At 66.1% G+C, this 16,659-nt stretch carries 20 protein-coding genes; 6 read left to right on the top strand and 14 right to left on the bottom strand.

Annotated elements, in window-relative coordinates:
* Positions 1-62: 62 nt before the first annotated feature.
* On the top strand, positions 63-2,081 hold the full coding sequence (locus ACFWU5_RS05560) for a hypothetical protein (protein ID WP_379241384.1): 2,019 nt from the start codon (positions 63-65) through the stop codon (positions 2,079-2,081).
* A 176-nt stretch (positions 2,082-2,257) separates the two neighbouring features.
* Here the strand turns inward: ACFWU5_RS05560 and rpsQ are convergent, their stop codons facing one another.
* The 11 genes from rpsQ to rpsJ are packed head-to-tail and all read right to left on the bottom strand — an operon-like array spanning position 2,258 to position 7,500.
* The gene (gene rpsQ / locus ACFWU5_RS05555; protein WP_379241383.1) at positions 2,258-2,527 is read right to left on the bottom strand and encodes a 30S ribosomal protein S17; all 270 of its coding nucleotides are present in this window, start codon (positions 2,525-2,527) and stop codon (positions 2,258-2,260) included.
* The gene (gene rpmC / locus ACFWU5_RS05550) at positions 2,524-2,763 is read right to left on the bottom strand and encodes a 50S ribosomal protein L29 (RefSeq protein ID WP_056818473.1); all 240 of its coding nucleotides are present in this window, start codon (positions 2,761-2,763) and stop codon (positions 2,524-2,526) included. The genes rpsQ and rpmC overlap by 4 nt, the downstream gene beginning before the upstream one ends.
* The gene (rplP, locus tag ACFWU5_RS05545) at positions 2,763-3,179 is read right to left on the bottom strand and encodes a 50S ribosomal protein L16 (RefSeq protein WP_056818475.1); all 417 of its coding nucleotides are present in this window, start codon (positions 3,177-3,179) and stop codon (positions 2,763-2,765) included. The genes rpmC and rplP overlap by 1 nt, the downstream gene beginning before the upstream one ends.
* 3 nt (positions 3,180-3,182) lie before the next feature.
* Positions 3,183-3,977, bottom strand: a complete 795-nt coding sequence (gene rpsC / locus ACFWU5_RS05540; RefSeq protein WP_062982459.1) for a 30S ribosomal protein S3 — start codon at positions 3,975-3,977, stop codon at positions 3,183-3,185.
* 1 nt (position 3,978) lies between these two features.
* Positions 3,979-4,380, bottom strand: coding sequence for a 50S ribosomal protein L22 (rplV, locus tag ACFWU5_RS05535; protein ID WP_379241382.1), 402 nt, complete (start codon positions 4,378-4,380; stop codon positions 3,979-3,981).
* Positions 4,377-4,658: a 30S ribosomal protein S19 gene (gene rpsS, locus ACFWU5_RS05530; protein ID WP_056818481.1), complete on the bottom strand. Its 282-nt coding sequence runs from the start codon at positions 4,656-4,658 to the stop codon at positions 4,377-4,379. Before rpsS ends, rplV begins: the two co-directional genes overlap by 4 nt.
* Positions 4,659-4,672: 14 nt before the next feature.
* Complete coding sequence (gene rplB / locus ACFWU5_RS05525) at positions 4,673-5,509, bottom strand: 50S ribosomal protein L2 (protein WP_378953642.1); 837 nt, start codon at positions 5,507-5,509, stop codon at positions 4,673-4,675.
* 32 nt (positions 5,510-5,541) lie between these two features.
* Complete coding sequence (rplW, locus tag ACFWU5_RS05520) at positions 5,542-5,847, bottom strand: 50S ribosomal protein L23 (protein WP_378953639.1); 306 nt, start codon at positions 5,845-5,847, stop codon at positions 5,542-5,544.
* Positions 5,844-6,518, bottom strand: a complete 675-nt coding sequence (rplD, locus tag ACFWU5_RS05515) for a 50S ribosomal protein L4 (protein ID WP_379241381.1) — start codon at positions 6,516-6,518, stop codon at positions 5,844-5,846. The genes rplW and rplD overlap by 4 nt, the downstream gene beginning before the upstream one ends.
* The gene (gene rplC / locus ACFWU5_RS05510) at positions 6,515-7,180 is read right to left on the bottom strand and encodes a 50S ribosomal protein L3 (RefSeq protein ID WP_379241379.1); all 666 of its coding nucleotides are present in this window, start codon (positions 7,178-7,180) and stop codon (positions 6,515-6,517) included. The genes rplD and rplC overlap by 4 nt, the downstream gene beginning before the upstream one ends.
* Positions 7,181-7,194: 14 nt before the next feature.
* Positions 7,195-7,500 carry a 30S ribosomal protein S10 gene (gene rpsJ / locus ACFWU5_RS05505; RefSeq protein ID WP_040804197.1) on the bottom strand — a complete coding sequence of 102 codons (306 nt, stop codon included), beginning with the start codon at positions 7,498-7,500 and terminating at the stop codon, positions 7,195-7,197.
* A 557-nt stretch (positions 7,501-8,057) separates the two neighbouring features.
* On the opposite strand from rpsJ, the gene ACFWU5_RS05500 reads away from it, so the two are divergent.
* The 4 genes from ACFWU5_RS05500 (at position 8,058) to ACFWU5_RS05485 (ending at position 12,018) form a co-directional block, all read left to right on the top strand.
* Positions 8,058-8,534, top strand: a complete 477-nt coding sequence (locus tag ACFWU5_RS05500; RefSeq protein ID WP_379241378.1) for a hotdog fold domain-containing protein — start codon at positions 8,058-8,060, stop codon at positions 8,532-8,534.
* A 66-nt stretch (positions 8,535-8,600) separates the two neighbouring features.
* Positions 8,601-9,479, top strand: a complete 879-nt coding sequence (locus ACFWU5_RS05495; protein ID WP_379241377.1) for an ABC transporter ATP-binding protein — start codon at positions 8,601-8,603, stop codon at positions 9,477-9,479.
* Between the two features lie 64 nt (positions 9,480-9,543).
* Positions 9,544-10,707 (top strand): ABC transporter permease, encoded by a 1,164-nt coding sequence (locus ACFWU5_RS05490; RefSeq protein WP_379241375.1) that lies wholly within the window; start codon positions 9,544-9,546, stop codon positions 10,705-10,707.
* 123 nt (positions 10,708-10,830) lie between these two features.
* Complete coding sequence (locus ACFWU5_RS05485; protein ID WP_379241374.1) at positions 10,831-12,018, top strand: lycopene cyclase family protein; 1,188 nt, start codon at positions 10,831-10,833, stop codon at positions 12,016-12,018.
* 87 nt (positions 12,019-12,105) lie between these two features.
* On the opposite strand, the gene ACFWU5_RS05480 is transcribed toward ACFWU5_RS05485, so the two are convergent.
* Genes ACFWU5_RS05480 through ACFWU5_RS05470 form a run of 3 tightly spaced genes read right to left on the bottom strand, consistent with a single transcriptional unit; the run spans position 12,106 to position 14,758 of the window.
* Positions 12,106-12,951 carry an ABC transporter permease gene (locus tag ACFWU5_RS05480; protein WP_379241373.1) on the bottom strand — a complete coding sequence of 282 codons (846 nt, stop codon included), beginning with the start codon at positions 12,949-12,951 and terminating at the stop codon, positions 12,106-12,108.
* On the bottom strand, positions 12,948-13,757 hold the full coding sequence (locus ACFWU5_RS05475; protein WP_379241372.1) for an ABC transporter permease: 810 nt from the start codon (positions 13,755-13,757) through the stop codon (positions 12,948-12,950). Before ACFWU5_RS05475 ends, ACFWU5_RS05480 begins: the two co-directional genes overlap by 4 nt.
* Positions 13,757-14,758 (bottom strand): ATP-binding cassette domain-containing protein, encoded by a 1,002-nt coding sequence (locus tag ACFWU5_RS05470; RefSeq protein ID WP_379241371.1) that lies wholly within the window; start codon positions 14,756-14,758, stop codon positions 13,757-13,759. Before ACFWU5_RS05470 ends, ACFWU5_RS05475 begins: the two co-directional genes overlap by 1 nt.
* Before the next feature lie 304 nt (positions 14,759-15,062).
* On the opposite strand from ACFWU5_RS05470, the gene ACFWU5_RS05465 reads away from it, so the two are divergent.
* Positions 15,063-16,571 carry an aldehyde dehydrogenase family protein gene (locus ACFWU5_RS05465; RefSeq protein ID WP_379241370.1) on the top strand — a complete coding sequence of 503 codons (1,509 nt, stop codon included), beginning with the start codon at positions 15,063-15,065 and terminating at the stop codon, positions 16,569-16,571.
* Positions 16,572-16,659 lie beyond the last annotated feature (88 nt).

Raw genomic sequence — 16,659 nt, 5'->3', positions numbered from 1 at the left:
CGCTCTCTGGAAATCACACATATGTTCGATGGGCCTGGGGTTCGAGACGCGGAAGGCGCGAGATGTCCGACGATCGGTGCAGCGATAGTGCGGCCGTCGCGCCGAGTACCGAGGTCACGGCACTTGCGCTGCAGGTTGCTGCGGCTCGGGACAAGCTGCCGCTGCAGCACGACACCGCGCTGTACGAGGCATTGTCCGATGACGAGATTCGGGCCGAGCGGGAGCTGGCCGAATGGATTCGGGCCAAGCGGCGTAAGCAGCGGCGACAGGCTGTTGTCGACGAGATGGCCGCCGACAAGCGGGATCGGCGCACCGGGTCGCTGATTCGCCGCACCGATGAGGCCGACGCGCGGTGGCATCGGCAGGCGTTGGCCGCTCGGCGCAGGGTCTCCAGTGCCGATGCGCGGTTGGCGCAGTTGTATCGGCGCGCGGAATGGTCGTCGCGGGCGCTGATCGGGGTCGTCATCCTCGGGATGGTGTGGGCCGGGGTCAATGTGCAGCACAATCTGGTGCCCAGTGGGGACATGAGCGACCCGCTGTACTGGCTCAGCTTCGGCATCGAGGCGATGATCTCCATCCCGATCATCGTCATCATGGTCGCGGCCACCACCGCTGCCCGCTGGGGTCGCGAGCTCGAACGCGGCAAGGTGTTGCTGTTCGAACTCACGCTGCTCGGTACGACCGTCGCGTTGAACGCGGGACCGCATCTCGCCTCCGGATCCTTCGGTCGCGCAGCCGAATTCGCTATCGCGCCGGTGATGGTGGGTGTTGTGATCTGGTTGCACGCGTGGGTGTCCGCGCGGTACGCGATGTTGATCGAGAGCGCTTCGGTGGAGTTGCCCGGCGATGCTGGCTACTCCCCCAGTGAGCGCGCGATGTCGCCTGCGCCGGATCGCGCGCTCGACGGTTCCGGATCGGCCACACAGCGCCTGTCGATCAACGATCAGCCAACCGAAACCGCGGGCGTGGATCACGCAGCCGCCGACCAGATCGCTCCGCGAGCGACGGCTCCGACTACCGACCCCGCAATCACACAGGCTGAGATGCTCGCCGCCGAGCGCGCGTATCGCCAAGCGTTGCGGCTCCCCATCAACGATCAGCCGACCGAGACCCCCGCCGCGAGCGTCGATCCAGCGGTGGCCGAGGCCGAGACGATCGCGGCGTCCGCGGCCGAGCGTGCTTACCGCGAAGCACTGCGTCGCCCTGTCGCCGACAAGCCCGCGGTGCCCGGCAACCTCGGGATGATCCGGAAAGCTGCCGCCGATCATCGGCGCAACGGCACCGACCATGTCATTCGGACCAATGGCGCCGCCCCCGCTGTGCGGCGAATACCGGTCGGCGCCAAGTCCCCCGCCGGCGACGCGACCGGCACCGACCCGGTTCCCGAGGCGACGATGCACGCCGGCACCGTCGCCCGTGACCTCCCTGGCGATACCTCACCACCCACCGAACCGCTGGTCGTCCACAACGATCCCCCCGCGGAGCCGGAACAGCTGACCCTGGCAACAGAACCCGCCGAACAACTGGCGCTGGACACCGTGCCCGCGCCGCGCAAGCCGGTGGCTCCCAAGACACGACGCATCGCACCTGCCGAGCCGACGGCACCACGGTCTGCCCCAGAAGCTACCGCGATGACAACCCCCGAGTCGGTCCCGGTAGCAGCGAAACCCGAGTCGACGACCGCGCGGTCCGCGCCAGAATCCGCCATGCGCTCCGCCGCCACGAACGTCGAACCCACTGCTACGACAACCCCTGAGTCGGTCCCGGTAGCAGATGATCCTGAGCCGACAGCAGACCCGATCGACTTCGAAACCTCCCTCGACGAGTCAGACGAAGACCCGTCGACCGCGGACGAATTCGACTACGACGACGACACCGAAGTTCGGGCCCTGGCTCGTCAGATCGCGCATCGCAGTCCCTTGCGTCTGACTCTCGATCAGATCGAAGAGATCCTCGAGCTCACCGATCAATCCTGGTCCGCTCGCAGCATCGGCAGCGAAGTCGGTGTTCCCAGCAGTACCGTCACCAACATCGTCGAATTCGCGCACAAGATCCGCCAGCCCTACGCCTTCACCGGCTGATACCGCCGACTGACAAAAGGCTCGCCTCCGCGAAACACGGGGAGGCGAGCCTTTCCACATGCCGAGCCAGCGAGCCCTGCGGCCGCGAGACCTACTCCCCCAACGACGAAAGCCCGCCTCCCACAAGGGGAAACGGGCTTTCGCGGAAAACGATCTCGATGGATCGAGGAGGGACCTTACTTGGCCCGCTCCAGGACCTCGACCAGACGCCAGCGCTTGGTGGCCGACAGCGGACGGGTTTCCATCAGCTGAACGTGATCGCCCACGTGGGCGGTCTCGTTCTCGTCATGCGCCTTCACCTTGGAGGTGGTGCGAATGATCTTGCCGTAGAGCTTGTGCCGGTGACGGTCTTCCAGCTCGACGACGATCGTCTTGTTCATCTTGTCGGAGACAACGTAGCCGCTGCGTACCTTGCGGCTGTTGCGCTCTTCGGTGTTCTCGCTCATGCCGCATCTCCCTTGCCAGCGGGCGCCGTGGCCAAGCCGAGCTCGCGCTCGCGCATGACCGTGTAAATACGCGCGATCTCGTGGCGGACGACGCGCAGTCGACGGTTGTTGTCGAGCTGACCCGTCGCCATCTGGAAGCGCAGGTTGAACAGCTCTTCCTTCGACTCGCGCAGGCGTGCCACGAGCTCTTCTTCGTTGAGCTCACGGAGCTCTGCGGCCGGTGTTTCGGTAGCCATCAGAACTGCTCCTCTCTGGTCACGATCCTGCATTTCATCGGGAGCTTGTGCATCGCGCGGCGCAGGGCCTCACGAGCGGTCTCCTCGTTCGGGTAGGACATCTCGAACATGACCCGACCGGGCTTCACGTTCGCGACCCACCACTCCGGCGAACCCTTACCGGAACCCATGCGGGTTTCGGCCGGCTTCTTCGTGAGCGGACGGTCGGGGTAGATGTTGATCCAGATCTTGCCGCCACGCTTGATGTGGCGGGTCATCGCAATACGTGCCGACTCGATCTGACGGTTGGTGACGTAGGCGGGCTCGAGAGCCTGGATGCCGTACTCACCGAAGGCCACCGCGGTGCCGCCCTTGGCCATGCCAGAGCGACCGGGGTGGTGCTGCTTACGGTGCTTGACCCTACGGGGCATCAGCATTCGTCAGCCCTCCTTGTTCTCTGCCGGAGCCTCCGCCACTGCAGTGGCGGCGCGACCGACCTCGGTGCTGGTCGCAGTGGTGCCAGTGGCACCCGACCGACGAGGACGGCTCGGACGCTCGCGACGCTGGCGATCCGGAGCGGCGGCGGCGGCGGTCACTTCACGACGACCACCGACGATGTCGCCCTTGTAGATCCAGACCTTGACGCCGATGCGACCGAAGGTGGTCTTGGCCTCGTAGAGGCCGTAGTCGATGTCCGCACGCAGCGTGTGCAGCGGAACGCGACCTTCACGGTAGAACTCCGAGCGCGACATTTCGGCGCCACCGAGGCGGCCCGAGCACTGCACGCGGATGCCCTTGACGTTCGGCGAACGCATGGCCGACTGAATGGCCTTACGCATCGCACGACGGAACGCCACACGGTTGGACAGCTGCTCGGCAACACCCTGAGCAACCAGCTGCGCATCCGATTCGGGGTTCTTGACCTCGAGGATGTTGAGCTGAACCTGCTTCTTGGTGAGCTTCTCCAGCTCGGAACGGATGCGATCGGCTTCCGCTCCACGGCGACCGATCACGATGCCGGGACGCGCGGTGAAGATATCCACACGGACGCGATCACGGGTGCGCTCGATCTCGACCTTCGAGATACCTGCACGCTCCATGCCAGTGGCCAGGAGCTTGCGGATCTGAACGTCTTCCTTCACGTATTCCGCGTACTGCTTGTCCGCGTACCAACGCGACTTCCAGTCGGTGGTGATACCGAGGCGGAAGCCATGGGGATTAATTTTCTGTCCCATGTTACTTAGCCCCTCCCTTCCGGCGGCTACGAGCGTCAGCGCCGGCAGTGGGCACGCTCTCGACCTCGATGGTGATGTGGCTGGTGCGCTTACGAATCCGGAACGCACGGCCCTGGGCCCGCGGCTGGAAACGCTTCATGGTGGCGCCCTCGTCGACAAAAGCAGTCGAGATGACCAGGGTGGCCGGGTTGAGGCCGAGGTTGTTCTCGGCGTTCGCCGCAGCCGAAGCCACGACCTTTGCCACCGGCTCACTGGCGGCCTGCGGCGCGAACCGCAGGATGGCCAGTGCATCGGAGACGCTCTTGCCGCGGACCAGGTCCACGACTCGACGGGCCTTCATCGGGGTGACCCGAACGTGCTTGGCGGTAGCGCGTGCAGTCGGGTTCTGAATGGTTTCAGTCATCGCCGCTTGCTCTTCCGGTCGTCCTTGACGTGGCTCTTGAACGTCCTGGTCGGCGCGAACTCACCGAGCTTGTGTCCGACCATGTTGTCCGAAATGAACACCGGGACATGCTTGCGACCGTCGTGGACGGCGAAAGTGTGGCCGATGAAATCGGGGATGATGGTCGAGCGACGCGACCAGGTCTTGATGACCTGCTTCGTGCCCTTTTCGTTCTGGACGTCCACCTTCGCGAGGAGGTGGTCGTCGACGAACGGGCCCTTCTTGAGGCTGCGTGGCATTTCTTACCTCCTCCTTAGCGCTTCTTGCCGGTTTTACGGCGGCGGACGATGAGCTTGTCGCTCGGGCGGTTGGGCTTGCGGGTGCGGCCCTCAGGCTGACCCCACGGGGAGACCGGGTGGCGACCACCGGAGGTCTTACCCTCACCACCACCGTGCGGGTGGTCGACCGGGTTCATGACGACACCACGGACGGTGGGACGACGGCCCTTCCAGCGCATACGGCCGGCCTTGCCCCAGTTGATGTTCGACTGCTCGGCGTTGCCGACCTCGCCGACGGATGCGCGGCAGCGCACGTCGACGCGACGGATTTCACCCGAAGGCATACGAAGGGTCGCGTACGGCCCTTCCTTGCCCAGCAGCTGAATGCTCATACCGGCGGAACGAGCCAGCTTGGCGCCGCCGCCCGGACGCAGTTCCACGTTGTGGATCGTGGTACCGGTCGGGATGTTGCGCAGCGGCAGGTTGTTGCCCGGCTTGATGTCCGCGGTGGGGCCGGACTCGATCGGGCTGCCCTGCTTGATGCCCTTCGGCGCGATGATGTAGCGCTTCTCGCCGTCGGCAAAGTGCAGCAGTGCGATGTTGGCGGTGCGGTTGGGGTCGTACTCGATGTGAGCGACCTTGGCCGGAATGCCGTCCTTGTCCAGTCGACGGAAGTCGATGACGCGGTAGGCCCGCTTGTGACCGCCACCGCGGTGACGCGTGGTGATGCGACCGTGCGCGTTACGACCACCGGACTTGGTGAGCGGGCGCAGCAGCGACTTCTCCGGCGTCGACCGGGTGATCTCGGCGAAGTCCGAGACGCTGGAGCCACGACGGCCCGGCGTTGTCGGCTTGTACTTACGGATTGCCATGAGTTCTTCTCGCTTTCTGGAGTCCCAGGCGCTTACGCGACCGGTCCTCCGAAGATCTCGATGGGCTTGCTATCGGCCGAGAGGGTCACGAGAGCGCGCTTGGTGTCCTTGCGCTTTCCGTAACCGAATTTGGTCCGCTTGCGCTTGCCCTGACGGTTGGCGGTATTGACGCTGGTGACCTTGACGCCGAAAACCTTCTCAACGGCGATCTTGATCTGCGTCTTGTTCGAGTCCGGGTGCACCAGGAAGGTGTAGGTGCCTTCCTCGATCAGCCCATAGGACTTCTCCGAGATGACCGGCGCGAGCAGGATGTCGCGGGGGTCGGCGATGGTGGTCACTTGCTCTCCTCCTGGGCCGCCTCGGCGGGACCGTGAACAAAAGCGTTCAGGGCCTCGACGCTGAACACCACGTCGTCGCTGTTGAGCACGTCGTAAGTGTTGAGCTGATCCGGGGCGATCGGCAGCACGTTCTCCAGGTTCGCCACGCTCTTCCACGCGGCGACGTCCTCGCGGCCGACGACGACCAGGAACTTCTTGCGGCCCGAGAGCTCGGCAAGGAAGTCCTTGGCAATCTTGGTCGACGGGTTCTGACCCGAGACCAGTTCGGTGATCACGTGGATGCGCTCGTTGCGGGCCCGGTCGGACAGGGCACCGCGCAGGGCGGCGGCCTTCATCTTCTTGGGGGTCCGCTGGCTGTAGTCACGCGGCTGCGGGCCGTGGACGGTGCCACCGCCGACGAACTGCGGCGCACGGGTCGAGCCCTGACGGGCGCGGCCGGTGCCCTTCTGGCGGTACGGCTTCTTGCCACCACCGCGCACCTCGCCACGAGTCTTCGTGGAGTGGGTGCCCTGGCGGGCGGCGGCCAGCTGAGCGATGACGACCTGGTGCATCAGCGCGACGTTGGCGGTCACGTCGAAGATCTCCGAGGGGAGGTCGACGGTGCCTTCGGTCTTGCCGCCTGCGGCCTTAACGGTCAGCGTCAGGTTGGCCTTCTTATCGAGGCTGGTCATGCGTGCGCACCACCCTTCACGGCGCTCTTGACGATCACGATGTTGCCCTTGCGGCCCGGGATAGCACCCTTGACCAGGAGCAAACCGTTCTCGGCATCCACCTTGTGAACCGAGAGGTTCTGCGTGGTGACGCGGTCGTTACCCATACGGCCCGACATGCGCATGCCCTTGAACACGCGGCCGGGAGTGGCACAGCCACCGATGGAACCCGGGCGACGGTGCACAGCCTGCGCACCGTGGGAGGCGCCCTGGCCCTTGAAGCCGTGACGCTTCATGGTGCCGGCGAAGCCCTTGCCCTTGCTGATTCCGGTCACGTCGACGTAGGTGCCCTCTTCGAAGACATCAGCCGAGAGTTCCTGGCCGATCTCGAAAGTGGAGGCATCCTCGACGCGGATCTCGGTGACGTGGCGACGCGGGGTGACACCGGCCTTGGCGAACTGGCCGGAGACCGGCTTGTTCACCTTGCGCGGGTCGATTGCGCCGAAAGCGATCTGAACGGCCGAATAGCCGTCGCGCTCCACGGTACGAATCTGGGTGACCACGTTCGGGCCCGCCTTGATGACGGTAACCGGGACGACGCGGTTCTTCTCGTCGAAGACCTGGGTCATACCAAGCTTGGTGCCCAGGATTCCGGCCTTGGGCCGGTTCTTGTTGTCAGTCATGTCTCGAGTCCCCGTCACTGAATGTTGACGTCGACGCTGGCCGGCAGGTCGATACGCATAAGCGCGTCAACCGTCTTCGGCGTCGGGTCGAGGATGTCGATGAGGCGTTTGTGCGTGCGCATCTCGAAGTGTTCGCGCGAATCCTTGTACTTGTGCGGCGAACGGATGACGCAGTAGATGTTCTTCTCGGTCGGCAACGGCACAGGCCCGACCACACGGGCGCCGGTACGGGTCACCGTTTCCACGATCTTGCGCGCTGACGCGTCGATCGCCTCGTGGTCATAGGCCTTGAGCCTGATGCGGATCTTTTGTCCCGCCACGCTAAGTGTCCTTTTCTCCGCTTTCCTTCGTGGTCACAGGAGCTAGCTCCCGCACCACCCTCAATTTGCACAGCCCGAACACAAGAAAGACGCCTCAGCGTGGTTTCCCACTGAAAGACCCGCAACCAGGGCACCACAAAGGCACTACCTAGTCCTCGCCGCTGTTCATCTGTCATGGTTCTCCGGTCCACGCGGTCGGGCGTGTCGCCCTAACTCTTATTCTCCGGCTCCTGGTGATCGCTCACCATCGGCCGGAAGTGCGTGATTCCGAACGTATCCACACCGGCGAACCGGCGGGATACAAACTACTGCTCCCCCTGTTCAGGGAAGTCCACTCCGAAGAGCGACCATCCTGCACAAGGCAACCCGAACAGTATGCACCATGCCGACGACGCGTTTCAAATCGGGGGTCATGAGGCATCGATCACGCCCGTAGAAGGGCTTCTACCTCGACCGCACCGCCGGATGGGCTGTACCGACCAATGGTAGCTGGCCGCATGCTGCACCTGGTCGGCGGAGGGTTCCTTGCTACCTTACTTTTGAGTAAGATACCGGCCATGACACAAGAGACCGCGACCTACCGCGGCTGGAAGAAGCTGCCCGACAACCGGATCGGGCACGCGCTGTTCTCGCTGGGAATGGTCGCCAGGGTCCCGTACTTCGGCACGGTGCTGCCCCAGGTGGTGCGCCTGGAACCCGGCGTCTGCGAGGTCACCTCGCCCAAGTGGTTCGGCATCCACAACCACCTGGGCACCTTCCACGCGATCGCGGCCTGCAACCTGGCTGAGGTGGCGATGGGCATGCTCAGCGAGGCCACCGTGCCCACCACGCACCGCTGGATCCCCAAGTCGATGAACGTGCAGTACCTGGCCAAGGCGGGCACCAGCCTGCGCGCGGTCGCGAAACTGGACGAGATTCCCGACTTCACCACCATCACCACGGGCCGTGAACTCACCGTTCCCGTGTCGATCTACGACCGCGACGGCGTCGAGGTGGTGCACGCCGACATCACCACCTGGGTTTCCCCACGCTGACGCCCGCGGCGTAAACCGTTGTCCCGGTACGGTCGTGGGAACGCAGCAACAGGACGGGGAGTGGCCATGTTGGAAGTCGTCGGCGTGACGCGGCGGTTCGGGGACAACATCGCGGTCGACGACGTGTCGTTCGCGGTGCGGCCGGGTGCGCTGACCGGCTTCGTCGGCGGCAACGGCGCGGGCAAGACCACCACCATGCGCATGATCATGGGCGTGCTGGCCATTCAGTCCGGTGAGATCCGGTGGGACGGTGCGCCGGTGACCGAAACCGATCGGCGGTCGTTCGGGTACATGCCCGAGGAGCGCGGGCTGTATCCGAAGCAGCCGGTGTTCGACCAGCTCGTGTACCTGGCTCGCCTGCGCGGCCTCGGCATTGCCGAGGCGAAGGCGCGCACCGGGTCGCTGTTGGAGCGGTTCGGTCTGGGTGCGCGGGGCAAGGACAAGCTCGAGTCGTTGTCGCTGGGCAATCAGCAGCGCGTGCAGATCGCGGCCGCGGTGATCGCGCAACCGTCGGCGCTGATCCTGGACGAACCGTTCTCCGGTCTGGACCCGATTGCCGTGGATTCGATGGTGGAGCTGTTACGCGAGTACGCCGACCAGGGCGTGCCGGTGCTGTTCTCCTCGCATCAGCTGGATCTGGTGGAGCGGTTGTGCGACCAGCTGGTCGTGCTCGCGGCGGGCAAGGTCGTCGGGCAGGGTTCGGTCGACCAGCTGCGGTCCAGTGGTGGGTCGCGGTATCGGCTGGTGTTCGACGGGGATCCGGGGTGGTTACACGAGTATCCGGGGGTTCGGGTGGTCGCGAATGGCGGGCCGGGGGTGTTGTTCGAGGTCGACGGCGCGGACACCGACGGGATTCTGCGGGAGGCGCTGTCGCGGGGGTCGGTGCGGGAGTTCGTCGAAGCGCGGCCGACGGTCGCGGAGATCTACCGGGAGGTGACGGCGTGAGAGTTCAACGCCTCGAGGCTCGCATGACCACCGAAGGCGCCCGACCGTGCCGAGGAGATGCGGCATGAGCGGCGTGTGGCGGATCGTCGCGGCGCGGGAGATCGTGGTGAAGCTGCGCGATCGCAACTTCGTCATCTCGACTGTGGTGACGATCGTGGCGATCATCGCGTCGCTGGCGATCAGCGGGTTTCTCAGCAGCAGGCCCGACAAGGTCGACGTGGCGATCGCCGGTGCGGACACCTCGATCGTGATCGATGCGGCCAACAGCTTGGCGGCAGGCAACGACACGTCGTTCACCGCGCACCCGGTGGCTGACCGGGCGCAGGTCGAGCGGCTGGTGCGCGAGGACACCGTCGAGGTCGGCCTCGTCCCCGCCGAACCCGACGGGTGGCAGCTGATCGGCAAGACCGCTGAGGACGACAGCGCCACCACCTACATCACCGCCGCCGTCCAACAGCTGGCCTTGCAACGCAATGCCGCCGCGGCGGGCGTCTCGCTCGAGGAGTTGAGCCGCGGCGCGACGGTGTCCTACGAGCTGCTCGAGAAGGGCGCGGTCGACCCCGGCCTGGCCAAGATCGTGGCGTTCGTCTTCGCGTTCCTGTTCTATCTGGCGTCGGTGCTGTTCGGCATGTCCATCGCGCAGAGCGTGGTCGAGGAGAAGCAGAACCGGATCGTGGAGATCCTGGCCAGCGCGATGCCGTTGCGGCAGTTGCTGATCGGCAAGGTCGCGGGCAACGCGGTGCTGGCGTTCATCCAGCTGGCGCTGTTCGTCGGGGCCGGGTTGGCCGGGTTGGCGGTGACCGGCAAGGGTGCGCAGCTGGGTCAGATCGCCGGGGCCGCGGGCTGGTTCATCGTGTTCTTCGTGGTCGGGTTCCTCGCGCTGGCGAGCCTGTGGGCGGTCGCGGGCTCGTTGGCCACGCGCAGCGAAGATCTCCAGTCCACCGCCACTCCCCTGTCGATGCTGATCATGATCGTGCTGTTCGCGGGCATCTTCCTCACCGGCACCGCCCGGGTGATCGCGTCCTACGTGCCGATCATGTCCATCGTGGCCATGCCGGGCCGGCTGGCCGACGGCACCGCGGCCTGGTGGGAACCGTTCATCGCGCTGGCGCTGATGGCCGTGGCCACCTACGGGATCGTGGTCGTGGCCGAGAAGATCTACCGCCGTTCGCTCATGCAAACCCAGGGGCGCCTGACCATGCGCCAGGCCTTGGCTCTGGAGGACTAGCCGCCATCAGTCCGTCGGAATTTCGGCTCCCGGCGCCGTGGTACTCGTCCGCGTTCGGTGGGAGTCGCACACCACGTCCCCAGGTGCTTGCGTCGCGGTGTGGGGAGCGGATTGAATGCGGGCGTGAGCGTTGCGCGGGAATTCGATGTGTGTGTGGTCGGGCTCGGACCGTCCGGGCGGGGATTGGCGCATCGGGCGGCGGCCGCGGGGTTGCGGGTGGCGGCGGTGGATCCGCGGCCGCAGCGACTGTTTCCGCCGACGTTCTCGTGTTGGGTGGACGAACTGCCCGCGTGGCTGCCCGACAGTGCCATCGCGCAGCGGATCGAGACGCCGACGGTGTGGACCAAGGCGCAGCACCGGATCGAGCGGCCCTACTGCGTGCTGTCCAAGGCGGGGTTGCACGCGGCACTGGCCCTGGATGACGCGACGGTTTTCGCTGACCGGGCCCGCCGAGTGGACGCGCACGAAGTCGAGCTCGCGGACGGGACAGTGATTCGCGCCGGCACCGTCTTCGACACCCGTGGCCTGCCTACCTTGGGCAAACGCAGGGCCGCCTCGGCGCACGGGATCTTCGTCGATGCCGAGACCGCGGCGCCGATGGTCGCGGAAGGTGAAGGGCTGCTGTTGGATTGGCGTCCGGAGAACGGTGCGGGTCCCGACGAACCGCCGTCGTTCCTGTACGCGGTCCCGCTGGGCGACGGCACGGTGATCTTCGAGGAAACCAGCCTCGGCCTGCGCGGCGGGATGCCACAGCACGAGTTACGCAAGCGCACGCTGAACAGGCTCGCGACCCATGGCATCCGGCTCACCGGCGACGAACCGCACGAGGCCGCCCACTATCCCCTTGACCAGCCGCCCCCGAAGAAGGGCACCGCGATCGCGGTCCCGTTCGGCTCGCGCGGCGGCATGATGCACCCGTGCACCGGCTACAGCGTCGCCGATTCGCTCGCGCTGGCCGACACCGCTGTCGCCGCGGTGCAGCGGGGCGAGAACCCGATCGACGCGCTCTGGCCGTTGAAAGCGCGGGCCGTGTATTGGATGCGCATGCGCGGCCTGTGGGGTCTGGGCCGACTGACCACCGACCAGTCGATCGCGATGTTCGACGCGTTCTTCACCGAGTCCGACCGCCGCCAGCGCGCACTGCTGTCGGCCCACGACGACTACACGGCACTGGGCATCGCCCTGTTCAACACCGTCGCGCACACCTGGCCGTTCCGCTGGCGGTACGACCTGGTGGGTTGGACCAACCGCGACCGCTGGCTGGACTACCCCTTCGATCGAGCCCTCGAACTCGACGAGGAACCGGCGTAATCGACCAATCGGCGACGGTCCGATCGGAAAATCGACCTTCGCAGGGCCAGATTGGTCGATTACGCCAGTCTTGTCAGGACTCGCCTCTTACGAGGACTCCGCCGCCTTCTTGTACCCCACGATCGCGGGATACGCGAAGACCGCGACCATCCCGACCGTCCACGCGACGGTCTTGAGCAGCGGCTCGGCGACCGGCCCGCCGTACGACAGCCCCCGCATCGCGTCGATCGCGCAGCTCATCGGCTGGTTCTCGACCACGTCCTGCAGCCAGGTCGGGTAGGCGAACACCGGAACGAAGCCGGTGTTGAAGAACATCAGCAGGGTGTTGAAGATGCCGATGAGGCTGATCAGCACCACGCCCTCGGTGATCGTGGCCAGGGCGGTCACCATCACCGCGAACCCGATGCCGAACAGCACCGGCACGAAGACCAGCGCGATATTGGCGAACGGGTCCTCCATGAACAGGAACCCCAGCGGCACCGCGACCAGCAGCACGATCACCGTGGTGAGCAGGATGCGCAGCATCTCGGCCAGCAGGCGGCCGGTGAGCAGCGACGCCTTGTTCAGCGGCATCGTGTAGAACCGGCTGAGCAGCCCCGATGCCTTCTCGCGTTTGAATCCCAGCGCACTGACCACCGCGCCGGTCATGGCCGCGACCAGGGTCAGCAGTGCGGCCTGGCCGTAGATGCTGGGCGCTCCGGTGGCGGCGGTGATCGAGTCACCGAGCACGATCCGGAACATCAGCAGGGTCACGGCCGGGTAGGCGATGGTCTGGATGGTGGTCGACGGGTCGCGCAACCACACCATCAGCAGGCGTTTGCACTGGATCAGGCTGTGGGTGAACCACACCGACACCGACCCTTCCGGCTTGGCGTGCACCACCGGCAGGTCGGCCGCGGCCTCCTCGACCGTCGACGTCTGGATTGTTGTCATGATCGCCTCACACTCGCCCACACAGCCAGTGGGAGGAAGAAGATGGCCAGCCCGCCGATCCACACCAGCGACACCCAGGCACCGGCCCAGCTCAGGTGGCCCGCGGCCAGGTCGCTGAGGGTTTGGGAGAACTGGGAGATGGGCTGGTTGCGCGCGAACGGCCGCACCCACGAGGGGAAGCTGGATTCGGGCACGAACCCGGTCGACATCATGCCGAAGATCAGAATCGGCAGGGTCAGCGCCTGGCTCAGCGCCTCGGGGTTCTTGGTGAGGCTGCCGAGCGCGTCGGCGCCGAGCGTGAGGACCACGCCGACGAGCAGGGCGAACCCGCAGAATCCGAGCGCCTGCGCCCAACCGCCGGTGAACCGGAACCCGATCATGTAGCCGTAGCCGACCGTGGCGATCAGCGACACGATCGATCGCACCATGCCCGCGCAGATGCGTGACATCAGCGGCACCAGCGAACCGATCGGCATGGTCTGCAGTCGGGTACTCAAGCCGGTGAGCGCTTCGAACGCCGCGAGCTGCGCGTTCGACATCATCGTCATCGCCATGGTCTGCAACACCACGATCGGCATCACGTACTGGGCGTAGTCGATGCCCTGGACCTTCATCACGTACCGCAACGGCAGGTAGAAGGCCACGGTCACCACCAGCGGGGTGAGCACCGCGACGATCAGCTCACCCTTGGTGGCCATCGTGCGCACGATGCGCCCGGTCAGCGCGCGCCACTGCGCGAAACTGCTCGTGTGCACAGCGGGGAGACCGGCGAACAGCGCGTTCGCCGACGGGGTGGACACGCTCACTAGTTGCCGCCCGAATGGCCGGTGATCGACAGGAAGACGTCGTCGAGCGAGGGCCTGCGCAGGGCGATGTCGGCCAGGTCGATGCCGGCGTTGTCGAGCCTGCGCAGCGCTTCGGCGAGGGTGGCGGCGCCGTCGGGTGCGGGGATGGAGACCTTGTCGGCGCCGTCGGTCTCGGCGGCGACGGCGGCCGGGACCAGGTCGCCCAGTGCTTTGACGGTCTGCGGGACGCGGCTGGGGTCCAGCGGGACGATCTCGCAGAAGCTGCCGCCGGTCCTGGCTTTGAGCTCGTCGGCGGTGCCCTCGGCGATGACGGTGCCCTTGTCGATGACGATGATGTTGTCGCTGAGCACGTCGGCTTCTTCGAGGTACTGCGTGGTGAGCAGCACCGTGATGCCCTGGTTCTTCAGCGCGGTGACCAGGTCCCACACGCCCTGACGGCTGCGCGGGTCGAGGCCGGTGGTCGGCTCGTCGAGGAACACGACCTCGGGGCGAACGACCAGCCCGCAGGCGATGTCCACGCGACGGCGCATACCGCCGGAGTAGTTGCGCACCGCGCGCTTACCGGCGTTGACCAGGTCGAACTCTTCCAACAGCACCTCGGCGCGCTTGCGGGCGGCCGACTTCTTCAGGCCCATCAGGCGTCCGAACAGCTCGAGGTTCTCCCGGCCGGTCAGGTTCTCGTCGAGGGCGGCGTACTGGCCGGTCATCATGATCGAGCGGCGCACGCCCGCGCCGTCGGTGAGCACGTCGTGTCCGGCGACCACGGCGGTGCCGGAGTCGGGGCGCAGCAGCGTGGACAGGATTTTGACCATGGTGGTCTTTCCCGCGCCGTTGGGGCCGAGGATACCCAGCACACTGGCCTTTTCGGCCTGGAAACTGATGCCCTGCAGGGCGTGCACGTCACCGAACGACTTGCGCACGTCCGACACCGACACCGCGGGTTCGGTGTCGCGCGACGCGACGTCACCTGCGGGCTTATCCACTGAGATCGAACTCGGCATCAACTCTCCACCATCGGCCGGATGCGCACGGCTCTGACGAGACGAGCGCACGCGGAATACATGCTTCTCGGTAAGTGATCCATACCGTTCGGCGCGATGTTACCGGGCCGGAGATTTTCCGGGCCGGGTCTGCGCTGATGCGCCCGGTTTGCGTGAGGTTTTCGCGAGGGCCTGTGGGATTGCTCACCCGGGCAGCGCAAGGGCAGTGAGATGACCTTGTCGGGGCGGTCGCGCGCCCATACGCTGACGTCGGGGAAACACTCGTCTCACCCGGGGGTGTTCGATCTTGTGGGAGGTGATGACCATGTCCGAGTCGGCATCCACCGCGGCGCGCACAGGTCGGTCCGATGTGCTCACGGCATTCGATCCACGCACCGGCGAACAATTAGCGCAGTATCCCGTGCGCAGTCCGGCCGAGGTCACCCGTGCGGTGCGCTCCGCTCGCGTTGCCCAGAACTGGTGGGGGGAACTGGATTTCGGTGAACGCAAGACCCTGCTGTTGGACTGGCGACGCCATATCGTGCGGCACGCAAGCGAATTGGTGGAGGTGCTGCGCAGCGAGACCGGTAAGCCCGAGGCCGATGCCACCCTGGAAGTGATGCTGGCGGTGGAGAATCTGGACTGGGCCGCCCGCAACGCGCAGCGCACGCTGGGTCGAAAGCGCTTGCCCACCGGGTGGTTCACGCGCAACCAGCACGCGTCGGTGGGCTATCTGCCGCTGGGTGTGGTCGGGGTGCTCGGCGCGTGGAACAACCCGGTGTTCACGCCGATGGGTTCGATCGCGTACGCCATGGCCGCGGGCAACGCGGTGGTGTTCAACCCGCACGCGCTCAGCAGTGGCGTGGGTACCTGGCTGGCGGACAGCTGGAGCGCGGTGGTGCCCGATCAGCCTGTGCTGCAAGCGATTACCGGCGATCGTCGAACCGCGACGGCGCTGTGTAAGTCCGAGGTCGACAAGATCGCCTATGCCGGACCCGAAGCCGACGGGCGCGAGGTGATCGCGCTGTGCGCGCAGTCGCTGACGCCGGTGGTGGTGGAGTACAGCGGCAAGGGCTCGATGATCGTGCACGTGGACGCGGTCCTGGACTCCGCGGCCGAGGCGGCGGTGTTCGGGGCGATGGCCAACGCGGGGCAGAACGCGTCGGGCATTCAGCGCTGTTATGTCGCGGATTCGGTGTTCGACGATTTCCTGGCCAAGGTGGCCGAGCGGGCGGCGAAACTGCGTCCAGGAGCGGACAATCGGGCCTCCTACGGGCCGATGATCAATGCCGCGCAGGTGGATGTGGTGCGCAAGCAGGTGCGCGACGCGTTGGCTCGGGGCGGGCACGCGGTGCTGGGTGGGCTGGAATCGTTGCGTGACCCGTATGTGGAGCCGATCGTGTTGGCCGAGGTGCCCGAGGACAGCATCGCGATCACCGGTGAGGGGATCGGGCCGGTGCTGGTGGTGAATCGAGTCGCCGACCTGGCCGACGCGGTCACGCGGGTCAACGCGGCGGGTAACGGCATCGCGGTCACGATCTTCACCCTCGACATCCCCAGTGCGGAGTTCATCGCCGAGCAGTTGAAAGTCGGTGTGGTGACGGTGAATTCGTCGACGGCGTTCACCGGCATACCGGCGTTGCCGTTCGGTGGGGTGGGTGAGTACGGGCAGGGGCACAGCCACGGGCAGCAGGGGTTGCGCGAGTTCAGCCGGACGATGTCGATCGCGCGCAGGCGTTATCGCACGCCGGTGCGGTTGTCGACGTTCGACCGCGCGCCGGGGCATCTGCGGGCGGCGAAGACGCTGTTCCGATTGCGCCACGGGCGGGGTTGAACGGCCTCGGGAGGCGGTGGATCAGCCGGAGCTGACGAGGCCGCTGGACCAGTTGGCCAGGGGCCTCAGCGGCAGGAGTGGCGGTGGA

This window comes from Nocardia sp. NPDC058640 (assembly GCF_042716995.1).
GTDB lineage: Bacteria > Actinomycetota > Actinomycetes > Mycobacteriales > Mycobacteriaceae > Nocardia.
Note: the sequence above shows the minus strand (reverse complement) of the source record. Positions and strands in the feature narration are given on the sequence as shown.